At 68.9% G+C, this 13,038-nt stretch carries 8 protein-coding genes; 3 read left to right on the top strand and 5 right to left on the bottom strand.

The annotated features are described in order from the left end of the window. Positions 1-327 precede the first annotated feature (327 nt). The gene (locus OHS58_RS26645) at positions 328-1,449 is read left to right on the top strand and encodes a helix-turn-helix transcriptional regulator (RefSeq protein ID WP_328644378.1); all 1,122 of its coding nucleotides are present in this window, start codon (positions 328-330) and stop codon (positions 1,447-1,449) included. Between the two features lie 70 nt (positions 1,450-1,519). Here OHS58_RS26645 and OHS58_RS26650 read toward each other — a convergent pair whose 3' ends face one another. From OHS58_RS26650 to OHS58_RS26670, 5 genes are all read right to left on the bottom strand, one after another. Beyond that, positions 1,520-2,011 (bottom strand): VOC family protein, encoded by a 492-nt coding sequence (locus tag OHS58_RS26650; RefSeq protein WP_328644379.1) that lies wholly within the window; start codon positions 2,009-2,011, stop codon positions 1,520-1,522. Between the two features lie 195 nt (positions 2,012-2,206). Further along, entirely contained in the window at positions 2,207-3,628 is a 1,422-nt protein-coding gene (locus OHS58_RS26655) for an endo-1,4-beta-xylanase (RefSeq protein ID WP_328644380.1), read from the bottom strand. Between the two features lie 27 nt (positions 3,629-3,655). Beyond that, complete coding sequence (locus tag OHS58_RS26660; RefSeq protein ID WP_328644381.1) at positions 3,656-5,122, bottom strand: arabinofuranosidase catalytic domain-containing protein; 1,467 nt, start codon at positions 5,120-5,122, stop codon at positions 3,656-3,658. Between the two features lie 101 nt (positions 5,123-5,223). Then, positions 5,224-7,572 (bottom strand): ricin-type beta-trefoil lectin domain protein, encoded by a 2,349-nt coding sequence (locus OHS58_RS26665; RefSeq protein WP_328644382.1) that lies wholly within the window; start codon positions 7,570-7,572, stop codon positions 5,224-5,226. Positions 7,573-7,638: 66 nt separating this feature from the next. Then, positions 7,639-9,606 (bottom strand): alpha-L-fucosidase, encoded by a 1,968-nt coding sequence (locus OHS58_RS26670; protein WP_328644383.1) that lies wholly within the window; start codon positions 9,604-9,606, stop codon positions 7,639-7,641. 295 nt (positions 9,607-9,901) lie between these two features. Here OHS58_RS26670 and OHS58_RS26675 point away from each other — a divergent pair, with 295 nt between their 5' ends. Then, a complete protein-coding gene (locus tag OHS58_RS26675) occupies positions 9,902-11,290 on the top strand; it encodes a glycoside hydrolase family 43 protein (protein ID WP_328644384.1) in 1,389 nt (462 codons plus the stop codon). Between the two features lie 91 nt (positions 11,291-11,381). Continuing rightward, positions 11,382-13,028 carry a glycoside hydrolase family 27 protein gene (locus OHS58_RS26680; protein WP_328644385.1) on the top strand — a complete coding sequence of 549 codons (1,647 nt, stop codon included), beginning with the start codon at positions 11,382-11,384 and terminating at the stop codon, positions 13,026-13,028. The last annotated feature ends 10 nt before the right edge of the window (positions 13,029-13,038 follow it).

The following is a 13,038-nucleotide window of genomic DNA, read 5'->3' on the forward strand; positions in this document are numbered from 1 at the left end:
GATCGTCCGGCACATCGGTCCGGCGCTGCAGACAATCCTCGCACCCCCACCCGACGCGGGTCACGACGGCAAGAACCGACCGCGTGATCTGTCACGGTGGGCGGCGCGTGATGTCCTAGGGCGTGTCTCCTGATTATTTGACCTCTCGGGCCGAGGATGGGCGAATGGTGCGCGCGGAGGTGTTCGCTGATGAGGTGTGGGCCCCCATGGATGCGTCCGGCGGCTATGGCGTCAACGTGCTGATCGACTCCGCAGGAACCCTGCCCGGTGCGGGCGCACCGGCGGGTCCTGCGACTGGAGGCTCCGTTCGGCGTCACCGTCACCGGGGTGGTCCGCTTCACCTGGCTGCGCGGCGTCGTCGACCCGCACGGCGCCGCGGCGGTGACCGGCACCCTGCCGGACTACGTCAGCCCGAGCATGGCGTGGGGTGACGTGGCACGGCCGACAGCTCGGGTGTTGACGTTGCTCGAGTTGTTGCAGTCCGGTGGCACCCGGACCTCTGCTGAGCTGGCCGAGCGGCTGAACGTGGATGGACGCACGGTGCGCCGCTACGTGGAGCACCTGCGTGACCTCGGCATTCCGGTGGATTCCGTGCGTGGTCGTCACGGCGGTTACCGATTGGCGCGCCACTACCGGATGCCTCCGTTGATGCTCACCGACGAGGAAGCACTGGCGGTCGTCTGGGGGCTTCTGCTGACGGGCCGGTCGGGGTCTGGTCCGGCCTCGATCGGTGACGTGGAGGCCGCCACCTCGAAGGTGCGCCGGGTACTGCCCCCGGCCCTGGCACGACAGATTGACGCAGTGGTCGGCACCGTGAATTTCACCGGCGGTCGGATCGGCGAGGCAGACCACACCGGGGGTGGCGAGGAGGCAAGCGCGAGAGTGCTTCTCGGGCTGGCGCAGGCGACGGGGGACCGGCGTCCGGTTGCCTTCGACTACATGCCGCGGCACGGACGTGCACGGTTACGCACCGTTCATCCGCACGGCATCGTTGCCATGCACGGGTTGCTCTACCTCACCGGCCACGACGTCGGGCGCCAGGCGGAGCGGACGTTCCGCCTGGACCGCATCGCCGGCCTGCGCCTGCTGGAGGGCACGTTCGAGGTGCCGGATGACCTGAACCCGGTGCAGCGGGTTGTGGGCCCGCTCGCGGCGGGTCCCGGGCGACACGAGGTGTCAGTGCTCGTCGACGCTGACGCAATGCAAGTGCGAGCGTTGTTCCCGGAGACGCTGGCGTCGGTCGAACCGGTAGCCGGCGTCGCCGGAAATGGTCACTGGCTGAGAATTTTCGTACGTGCGGAACGTTTGGAATGGGTCGCGGGAAGATTGGCCGCTCTCGATCGGCCGTTCGTCATCGAGCAGCCGAAAGCTCTGCACGGCGTCGTTGCCGCGCTGGGACAGAAACTGATCGCCGCGGCGATCGTCGAACCCGGCGGCGACTCGGGCTAGGAACGCGTGGCGACTCCTCGTCCAAGGTCCGTCAGGTCGCGTCGTACCTGTGCTCGACCTGCGTCTGTGGTCAGTCCGCCTTGCTGGTGGGCGGTGGCATCTTGGGTGTCCGGTTCTGCTGCAGTCGCAGCGCCTGCGGCGTGACCGGCGTGTAGAGGTTGACGAGTGACCCTTCGGGGTCGCGGATCAGAACGGACATGTTGCCCCAGGGCATCATCGTCGGCGCCTGCACGATGTCGAGGTCATCGCCGAGTTCGGTCTTCATGAGGGCAAGCAGGGATTCGACGTCCTCCACGACGAACTCGACGATGGCGGTGCGGTTGGCGGCCGCTCGCGGTGGGTTGTCCGTGATGAAAGCGACCCGCTCCGGCGTGCTGAGCGCGAACGTCGCGGACGGTGTCACCAGCTCGACGAAGTCGTCAGTCAGGTACTGCGGGGTGGCGCCGGTGAGGACCTCGTAGAAGCGGACGAGTTGCGGTAGGTCGTCGGTGATCACGCGGACGGAGGCCAGTTGGACGGTGTTCGTTGTCATGATCACGACGCTATCCTGAATACCGGACATAACCTGTCCGGATCAGGCTTGTCTCCATCATGAGGTCACCGGAGACCACTGTGGACAAGGCGGTTGTCGACCCAAGGGTGGTGACGGGCGTCGACCGCCTTCGCTTTGCCGGGCTGTTGCCGCTCGGGGTGCCGGAGTCCGCAGCGAACTCCGGCATCCCGGGCATGCAGGCGTGGAGTCCGGGCTTCGGCGCGATCAGGTCGCCGGGCCGGTCCACTGCTGGTTGGCTCCGCCGTTGCAGGTCCAGATGATCACTGCGGTCCCGTTGGCGGTCGCGGCGCCGTTGACGTCCAGGCACAGTCCGGACTGGCCGTTCGTGAACGTCCCGTTCGAGTTCGACGTCCACTTCTGGCCGTTGCCGCCGGTGCAGTTCGCGATCACGGCCGCGGTCCCGGCGGCGGTTCCACCGCCCGCGGTGTCCAGGCACCGCTGCCCGTCACCGGAGTAGACGGTCAGCGCCCCGGAGCTCGTGCGGGTCCACTGCTGGTTCGTCCCGCCGTGACAGTCCCAGATCCCCAGCGAAGTGCCGGGGGTGGTCGACGAGCTCGGCACGTCCAGGCACCGGTTCGCGGCCACGGCGCGGATCGCGCCATTGCCACCGTTCCCGCCGCCGCTGTTGAGCACGTCGAGAACGGCGGTGTAGGCCTGCTTCTTGCCGTAGTTGCCGTCGAACAGCAGCGGTGTGTCGCCTGAGCGCCACGAGTACTTGTCCGTGACGCCCCAGACCGTGATGCCGGTGCAGCGGGAGACCGCCGTGCACGCCTGGGTGACCTGCCGGTAGACGTTCGCCTGACCGGAGCCCGAGCCGCCGACGTCCAGCTCGGTGATCTGCACGTCGACGCCGAGGTCGGCGAAGCGCTGCAGGTTCGTCTGGTAGCTGCCGAGGTTGGAGTTCGAGCCGAGGTGGCTCTGGAAGCCCACGCAGTCGATCGGCACGCCCCGGCTCTTGAAGTCCCGGACCATGTTGTAGATCCCGGTGCTCTTCGCGTTGACGCCGTCGGTGTTGTAGTCGTTGTAGCAGAGCTTGGCGTTCGGGTCGGCCGTGCGAGCCGCGCGGAACGCGTCCTCGATGTAGCCGTCACCGAGCTTCTGCTGGAACACCGACTGCCGGCGGGTGCCGTTCTCCTCGAACGCCTCGTTGACGACGTCCCACGCGTAGAGCTGGCCCTTCCAGTGACCGGCCACCTGGCTGATGTGGTTCTGCATCGCCGACCGCAGGTTGCTCGCGTCCAGCCCGCTCACCCACCCGGCCAGCTGCCCGTGCCACACCAGCGTGTGCCCGCGGATCTTCATCCCCTTGCTCCTGGCCTGGCTGACGATCTGCTCCCCGGGCCCGAAGTTGAACTGGTTGCGGTTCGGCTCGACCGTCGCCCACTTCATCTCGTTTTCCGGGGTGACGCCGTTGAACTCCGACGTCCACGTGTTCACGTACGCCGCTTCGCCGAGGTGACTGGTGGAGATCGCGGCGCCGAGGTACCTTCCGCTCTGCGCCGCCGCGGCGCCGAGTGTGCTCGCCGCGCCGGCGGTGCCGGGGAACAGCACCAGGGCACTCGCCGCGAGTCCGGCGGTCGCCGCGGTGGCGAGCGCGGTCCGCCACCGGGATGGGCTGGTAGTCATGACAACCTCGTTCCTTCGTCGAAGGTCCTAGCCCAGCGTCCACTGCTGGTTGCTGCCGCCGTTGCAGGTCCACAGCTCGACCAGCGCGCCGTTGGCCGTCGACGCACCCGTCACGTCCAGGCACAGGCCGGACTGCCCGCCGGTGACCGTGCCGTTGGAGTTGACGGTCCACTGCTGGTTGGCCTGGCCGTTGCAGGACCAGGTCACCACCTTCGTCCCGGCGCTGGTCCCGTTGCCCGAGGCGTCCAGGCAGAGCGTCTGCCCGCCGACGGTGGCCGTCAGCTGGTTCGACGACGTGCGGGTCCAGGTCTGGTTCGCCTGGCCGCTGCAGCTGTAGATCTGCAGCTGGGTGCCGGACGTCGTGGTGGAGCCCGGGACGTCGAGGCACTTGCCGGCGCCGACCGCGTGCAGCGGACCGGTGCTGGTGCCGCTGCCGCCGGTGCCGTACGCGGCGGCGGTGATGTTGGCCTGCACGGCGTTCTCGGTGGCGTCGGACGGGTAGCCGGAAGTCATCACGCCTTCGTAGAAGGTGCCCGCGGAGCCGATGCTGTTGTCGCCCCCGGTGCCGAGGATGATCGCGCCTTCCTTGCGCATCGGGTTGTAGCCGGACACGTTGGGGCGTGAGCCGTTGTAGAAGGTGGACAGACCACCGGACTGCGCGTTGCCGCCGCGGATGGACCAGTGGTTGGCCTCACCCTTGAGGATCGCGGTCAGGTAGCGGTGGTTGACGGTGGGGTCGTTGGCGTTGTAACCGGCGTTGACGCCGGAGTAGAGGCCGTTCTCGAGGTCGGACATGACCCAGGGGCCCGGTCCGGCGCCGTAACCCCAGACCTTGATGTTGCCGAAGTAGATGGCCTCCATGGTGCCGTTGCCGTTGTCCCGGCTGTTGCGCTCGGCGTTGCCGTAGTCGAAGCAGCAGCCGCCGTTGTAGTGCGTACCGTCGAAGATCGCGTACATGCCTTCCGGCTGGTCACCGGTCGCGACACCGTTCGTGTTGTTGTTGCGGTAGCCGGTTCCGGGGGCGACGAACACGCCGTAGGCCTTCTGGCCGCCGATGGTGATCGGGGCGGCGGTGGCGTTGGCCAGGTTGTCGTACCCGCCGGCGGCCGGGCCGGAGAACCCGCCGGGCGGGGCCTGCGTGAGGTGGTTGCCGCGGCCGGACTGGTCGTAGATGACGGTGATGAGACACGTCGTGCTCGCGCAGAACGAATCCTGGGCCGCGGCGTTCGCGACACCGCCGGCGCTCAGCACGCCGATGTCCCGTGTCGTGTTGTCGGACGACCGCCGGACTTGGTACAGGGCACCGTTGTAAGCGCCGTAGAGCGCCCGGGTGGTGGAATGCGCGGCCACGCAGGACGTCCCGCCGGCAGCGTAGAGGTCGCACGGCCCTTGCGTCGCGGCCTGCGCCGGTGCGGCCGGGCCGGCCAGCGCGCCCGCGGCGAGCGCCACCGCGGCACCTGTGGTTTGCAGCAACCTTCTCCATCGTGGGGTCATGAGCGAACTCCTTTGTCCGGTCGGGGATGCTCTCGCCGTGCCAGGGGTCGTGAGTGAGAAACAGTGTTAGAACACTGTTTCTCACTCACGACCGGCCGCGGTCAGCTTCGGTTCCACTTCTGGGCGTTGCTGCCCGTACAAGCCTGCAAGGTCACCGGTGCGCTGTTCCCGGTGCCGCTCGGGCCGAGGCACAGTCCTGACTGGACACCCGTGATCGTGCCGTCGGTGTTGGCGTTCCACTGCTGGTTGGTGCCGCCCGTGCAGTCCCAGATGATCGCCCGGGTGCCGGCCGCGGTGCTCGCTCCCTCGGCGTCGAGGCACTTCGTGCCGTACACCTGGAGCTGCTTCCCGGAGGTGAGGGTCCACTGCTGGTTGCCGCCGCCGTTGCAGTCCCACAGCGTCACCTGGGTACCGTTGGTCTGCGACGCGCTCGGGACGTCGAGGCACCGGCTCGAGCCGGTGTTGCGCAGCACGGACGTCGACCCGCCGCCCGAGCCGGTCACGGCGAGGTTGTCGAACTGCGCGGTCTCCCCCTGGCTCGTGCCGATCCCGACCTGGCCCGCCGGGAAGGTGGTATCGGTGACCGTTCCGACGACCACGCCGTCGACGGTGGCGGTGATGGTGCTGCCGGAGAAGCCCAGGGACAGCTTGTGCCAGCGGTTGGTGCCCAACGCGGTCGTCGTACCGCTGCGCAGCGTCGTGACCTGCTGGCTGGTGTTGTTGCGCTGGATCGACCAGGCACCGGTGTCACCGACCCGCAGGTAGTAGGCGTTCAGCGCGCCCTGGTTGCCCGTGTCCTGGGAGCCGGCCCGGCCGAGCAGCTGGACGTACCCGGACTTCTCCAGCAACACGTCCGCGTTGACCGTGTAGGTGCTCCAGGCCACGTTGCCCAGCAACGCGTACGGGTCGGTCGTCTTCTTCCAGGGGATCGCCTTCTGCGGAGCGGACTGGCGCACGCACGTGCCGGAACGGCCGGCGCCGCAGGCGGACGTCTCGAAGGCGCCCTCCATGTCCATCAGGTACTTGGCTTCCTTGCCCGTCGCGTACCCGTCGAAGTCGTCGCTGTAGGGCAGGTTCAGCGAGCCCTGCGCCGGGCTGCTCGCGGTGCCCTTGCCCTGCCCGGTGGTGGTCGTGATCGTGTAGAGGTAGCCGGGCTGGGCGGTCAGGGAGAACGCACCGCCGGACGGGGTGACGTCGGCCGTGTGCCCGAAGAAGTCCGCGGGGTTGTTCGAGTTCAGGTTGGTCGCCCACACGTGCACCTGGCCGGTGGACAGCCCGCCGGTGACGTTCAGGTTCAGCGTCTGGGCCGAGGTGGCGTCCATGGTCTCGATGATCGTGCTGTAGTCGGTGTTGTTCGGCGACTTCAGCGAGACGTAGCTGCCGTTGGCGCGGTTGCCGCCGAGGTAGCCGCTGGACGCGTCGAGGTACTTCCAGCCGGGCGCGGTGAACTGCGTGGTGTGCGCGAGCGCCCAGGCGTCCTTGCCGATCGAGTAGTAGCCCGACCACGGCTGGTTGGCCAGCGCCAGCCCGACGGTCGGCCAGGGGATGTTCGGCGTGGTGGCGGCGATGAGGTCCCAGTTGAGGTAGGCGGTCATCTTGCCGTCGAGGTAGACGCGGTTGATGCCGCGGGCCAGCGGCTTGGCGCCGTCGTTGTAGTCCTGGGACCCGTTCTCGCTGGACCACAGCGTCTTGCCGGTGTTGGTGACGCCGGCCGGGACACTGCACGACGTCTGCGCGCTGAGGTAACCACAGGTGTAGTGGGCGCTGAGCACGTCGGTGGCGTTGCGGTACGCCGTGTTCGTCGAGATGGCGCTCGCGGGCCCCCAGTCCCCCGGCCAGGAATCACCGGAGATGAGCTTGACGGCGCTGTACCCGTTGGCGTTGAGCGCGTTGCGGATGGTGACGGTCCAGTCGGCGCTCCACTGCTTCTCGTTCTGGACGGTCGTGAGGTAGTCCATCGTCAGCCCGTGCTGCTTGGCGCACCCGAGCCACGAAAGGTAGTAGCCGGTCAGGTCGTCGGAGAAGAACGTGCCGTTGCCGATCCAGCCCGGCGCACCCCAGGGCAGGCCCACGAGCTTGATGCCGGGGTTGCGCGCCTTGGCCTGCTCCATGAGCCACCACTCGTAGCCGCGGTTGCAGTCCAGGTCGCCGCGGAAGTGGGCGTGGCTGGGCTCCGCCCCGCTGGTGGAGTTGGTGTCCCCGCCCATCTCCACCTTGAGGATCTGCAGCGCGGCGCCGTAACCGGGCTTGAACAGGTAGTCGAGGATCTGGCCGCGCTGCGGCTCGGGGTAGTCGATCAGCAGGCGGCTGTTGCCCCCGCCGCCGCTGACCGCGCCGACGCCGTCGAAGGTGCGGCCGGCCGATCCGCCGTTGATCGTGATCGAGGTGGCGGCCTGGGCCGGCGCGGCCCCGGCCACCACGCCGGCGGCCAGGACGACGACCACGGCCATCGTGGTTCGCACCCTGCGGAACAAGGCTCCGGGCATGGCGGTTCTCTCTTCCGACGCAGGGGGGGATCAGACGGCCGTGACGGTCCACTGGTTGTTGGTGCTGGTGTTCGGCGCCCACAGGACGACCGTGGAGCCGGCCGTGGTGGTGCCCGCGCCGTCGAGTGCGGTGCCGGTGCCCCGGTTGACGATCTGGTAGCGCCCGTTCCCGAGCCCGGTCAGCCGCCACTGCTGGTTGTCGCTCCCGGTCCAGGACGTCTGCACGGCGTTGACGCCGTTGCCCGTCCGGCCGCCGCTGTCGGCGACCATACCGTTGGTGCGGTTGACGATCCGGTAGTAGCCGTTGCCCAGGTCGACCAGCTGCCACTGGAGATTGGCCGAGCCGTCGTAGGACCACTGCTTCAGCACCGACCCGGCCGCGACGCTCCCGCCGCTGTCGAGCACGAGACCGGTCGTGACGTTCGCGATCCGCACCCAGCCGGTGGGGAGCGATCCGGACCCCGGAGCCGGGATCTGGCCGGTGAAGGTCAGCTTCACCACGTACGCCGGGGCGCTGAACGGCACTGACGGCAGCCGGACGTGCAGCCCGGAGCCGTCCTGGGTGCGGTCGGGCAGGTCGGTGTAGGACCCGGCCGTGGCACCGAGCAGCTGCACGGTCTTCAGCGAGCCGAGGTTGATCCGGCTCGAGCCGAGCGTCGCGACGTCCAGCGTGCTGCCCGGCCACCCCAGGACCGTGGCGTACAGGACGGTGTTGTCCTTGCTCCGGGTGAACCGGATGTCGCGGTTGGTGCCCTCACGCGGCGTGGTGAAGGAGCCGCCGCCCATCTGCGTCGGGCCTTCGCCGTAGGCCGACCAGGCGCGGGTGGCGTAGATCGACTCCCCGAAACGGCCGAGGTAGTCGCCGATGCCGAGCAGGATCGTCCGCTGCCCGGACGGGATGGTGCCGTCGGCCATCGGCGCGATGTTGAGCAGCATCGTGCCGTTCTTGCTGACGCGGTCGATCAGCGCGTGCAGCATCGCCTTCATCGAGTAGTAGCCGATGCCGGTCGTGTAGCACCAGCTGGAGCTGGAGATGCTGTCGTCGGTCAGCCAGTACGGGTTCTGGATGTCCCCCGGTCCGCCGCGCTCGAAGTCGAAGACCTCGCCCCGGTTGTCGAAACCGTCCTTGTAGGTCGCGACGACGTCCTTGTTCCACGCGACGGCCTTGTTGTAGTAGTACGACAGGAAGTTCAGCCGCCGGGACTCGTCCACGCGGGGCAGGTTGAAGTCCTGCCACAAGAGATCCGGCTGGTAGCCGTCGACGACCTCGGCCAGCTTGTCGTACCAGAGCTGGTTCTCCGCCGCCGAGCCCAGCTGGCCGTACAGCTTGCGCAGACCGGCGTCCGACTGCGCCGGCACGTGGTCGTAGAAGCCGGTGAAGTGGTAGGCGTGGTGCAGCGACACCATGAACTTCAGCCCCCGGGCGCGGATCGCGTCGGCGTGCAGCCGCACCAGGTCCAGCCGCGGCCCCTTGGCGACCGAGTTCCACTCGTTGACGGCGCTGTTCCACATCGAGAAGCCGTCGTGGTGCTCGGCGACGGGCCCGGCGAACTTGGCCCCGGCGTCGGCGAACAGCTGCGCCCACTCCGCCGGGTCGAAGTTGCCGCCCGCGGACTTGAGCTTCGGCGCGAACTGCACGAAGTTGCCGGCTTTGTCGCGGGCCCCGTTGACGAAGTTGTGGTAGGGCCACGCCGACGGGTCGCCGTACACGGCCTGGTGGTGGTTGTTCTCGGCCGAGCCAGCGACGTACATGTTGCGGGGGTACCACTCGTTGCCGAACGCGGGGACGCTGAAGACGCCCCAGTGGAAGTAGATGCCGAACTTGGCGTCGCAGAACCACTCCGCCGCGGGCGGGTGCTGGTCGACCGACGACCAGGTCGGCGTGTAGCTGCCCGGCCCGGCGGTGGCCCAGGCGGTCCCGCCGCGCAGCAGACCGGCGGCCGCCGAGCCGCTCACCGTGATCAGACCCAGCATCGTGCGACGGCTGAACTCGGACATCGCGGAAAGCCTCCTCGGCTCCGAAACAGTTAGCGTTAACACAATGTGGTGGACGAAGTGCCGCCTGGGATCACCGGAACTGACACCATGTCTAGGCTCAGCCGGAGCCGATGGTCAACCCCCATGACCGACCGGACCTGTGGCCGCCGCTAAACCCCAGCGTGGAACACACGGCCAAGGTGTAACTTTCATGCGCCGTGGCGAATGCTTGTGAGCGTGAACAGTGCCGTGTCACACTGCTCCTCGCCTGGCTCTGGAGCGCGAGCAAACGGTGACCACTACCCAAGGAGCACCTGTGAAAGTCGCGTCCTCACCTTCGGCGATCGTCAAACCCCGGCGGGCGTTCACGCTGATCGTCAGCCTGTTGTGTGCCCTGGGACTGTTCCCGGCGGTGGCCCGGGCGGACAACCCGATCGTCCAGACCATCTATACCGCCGATCCCGCGCCGCTGGTGTACAACGGCCGCGTCTACCTCTACACCGGACACGACGAAGACGGCTCGACGTACTTCACCATGAAGGAATGGCGGGTGTGGTCGTCGGCGGACATGGTCAACTGGACCGACCACGGCTCCCCCCTGAACCTCGCCAGCTTCACGTGGGCGAGCGCCAACGCCTGGGCGGGCCAGACCGTCTACCGCAACGGCAAGTTCTACTGGTACGTCCCGATGACGGTCCGGGCGACCGGCGCGATGGCGATCGGCGTGGCCGTGTCGAACAGCCCCACCGGGCCGTTCAGCGACGCGCTCGGGCACCCGCTCGTCGGCAACGGCGAGATCGACCCCACGGTGTTCGTCGACGACGACGGGCAGGCCTACCTGTACTGGGGCAACCCGCACCTGTGGTACGTGAAGCTCAACGCCGACATGATCTCCTACTCGAGCGGTCCGACCCAGATCCCCCTGACCACCGCCGGGTTCGGCACGCGCACGGGGAACGCGAGCCGGCCGACGCTGTTCGAGGAAGGTCCCTGGGTCTACAAGCGCAACGGCTTGTACTACAACGTGTTCGCGGCGAACTGCTGCTCGGAGTTCATCGGCTACTCGACCGCTCCCGGCCCCACCGGACCGTGGACGTACCGCGGGACGGTCATGCCCACTCAGGGAAGCAGCTTCACCAACCACCCGGGCGTGATCGACTTCAACGGGAACTCCTACTTCTTCTACCACAACGGCGCCTTGCCGGGCGGCGGCGGCTACACGCGCTCGGTGGCCGTGGAGAAGTTCACCTACAACGCCGACGGCACCATCCCCACGATCGGCATGAGCACGACGGGCGTGCCGCAGGTGGGCACGCTGAACCCGTACACGCGGCAGGAAGCGGAAACGATCGCCTGGGAGTCCGGCGTCGAGACCGAGCCGTCCACCGAGGGCGGGATGAACGTCGGCTACCTCGAGAACGGTGACTGGATCAAGGTCAAGGGCGCCGCTTTCGGTACCGGCGCCCGGACCTTCACCGCGCGAGTCGCCTCCGCGGCCGCCGGCGGCCGGATCGAAGTCCGGCTGGACAGCACCGGGGGCACCCTGGCGGGAACCTGCACCGTTCCGGGTACGGGTGGCTGGCAGACCTGGACGAGCGTGTCCTGCCCGGTGACCGGGGCGACGGGGACGCACGACCTGTACCTCCGGTTCACCGGGGGCAGCGGCTACCTGTTCAACGTGAACTGGTGGCAGTTCGCCGCTTGACGTCACGAATCGGCGGCCGGCCCGGGTGAACGAGCGCTTCGGCGTCGCCGGCCGGCCGCCACTCCGCTTCCACTCCCGGAAAGGGGCGACGATGCCCGTTCGACCGCGCCACCGCATCCTGCACCTGCTCACCGCCGCGGCCACCGCACTGGCCTTGGCGACCGTGCTACCGACCCCGCCGGCCGCCGTGGCCGCGCCCGGCAGCCCGGCGCTCACCCCGCCGCTGGGCTGGAACAGCTGGAACAGCTTCGGCTGCGGCGTCACCGAGACCGCCATCCGTCAGGCGGCCGACGCGATGGTCTCGTCCGGGATGAAGGACGCGGGCTACCAGTACGTCGTCGTCGACGACTGCTGGTTCGACCCGCAACGCGACTCCCAAGGAGCCCTGCGCGCCAACGCGTCGAAGTTCCCGAGCGGCATGAAGGCGCTGGGCGACTACATCCACGGGCGCGGCCTGAAGTTCGGCATCTACCAGGTGCCGACCGACCGCACCTGTGCCCAGCGCACCGGCACCTACCCCGGTTCCACCGGCAGCGCGGGGCACGAGGTCCAGGACGCCACCACGTTCGCGTCGTGGGGCGTGGACTACCTCAAGTACGACTGGTGCTCCCCCGCCGGCACCCGCGACGAGCAGGTCGCCCGGTTCACGGTGATGCGCGACGCCGTGCGCGCCACCGGCCGCCCGATCGTCTACAGCATCAACCCCAACAGCTACCACGCCATCACCGGCGACAAGTACGACTGGGGCCAGGTCGCGGACCTCTGGCGCACCACCGAGGACCTGCTGGACGTCTGGCAGAACGGCAACACCAACAGCTACCCGATGGGCGTGGGCAACGTCCTCGACGTCACCGCCCCGCTGGCCGCGCAGGCCGGCCCGGGGCACTGGAACGACCCGGACATGCTCGTCGTCGGGCGGCCCGGGCTGTCGCTGACCGAGTCCCGCGCCCACTTCGCCCTGTGGGCCCTCATGGCCGCGCCGTTGATGGCGGGCAACGACATCCGCACGATGTCGGCCGACATCAGCGCGGTGCTGCGGAACCCGCGGCTGCTGGCGGTCGACCAGGACCGGCTCGGCGCCGGCGGCCGCCGGGTGCGTGACGACGGCGACGTCGAGGTCTTCGCGAAGCCGCTGGCCGACGGCTCGGTCGCGGTCGGGCTGCTCAACCGCGGCAGCGCCACGACCACCGTGAGCACGACCGCCGCGCAGATCGGGCTCTCCGGCTCGGCGTTCACCCTGACCGACGTGTGGACCGGCGCGACTTCGACGACCGGCGGCCCGATCGGCGCGAGCGTGCCGGCGCACGGCGTCGCGGCGTACCGGGTGTCCGGTGGTGCCCCGCTGGCCGCCACGACGTCCCGGCTGCGCGGCGCGGGATCCGGGCGCTGCCTGGACGTCGACAACGCTTCGACGGCCGCGGGCGCGGGCGCGCTGATCTGGGACTGCCAGACCGCGGCGAACCAGCTCTGGACCACCTGGGAGAACGGCGAGGTCCGTGTGTTCGGCGACAAGTGCCTCGACGCCGACCACCAGGGCACCACCAACGGCACCCGCGTGCTCAGCTGGCCGTGCACCGGGCAGGACAACCAGAGGTGGACGTTCGGCCAGGACGGCTCGGTCCACAACGTCCACTCCGGACTGTGCCTGGACGCGGAAGGCGCGGGCACCGCCAACGGGACCCACGCGATCCTGTGGAGCTGCAACGGACAGCAGAACCAGCGGTGGAGCCGCGTCTGATCCCCGGCGA

The organism is Amycolatopsis sp. NBC_00348, assembly GCF_036114655.1.
In the GTDB taxonomy this organism is placed as follows: Bacteria; Actinomycetota; Actinomycetes; order Mycobacteriales; family Pseudonocardiaceae; genus Amycolatopsis.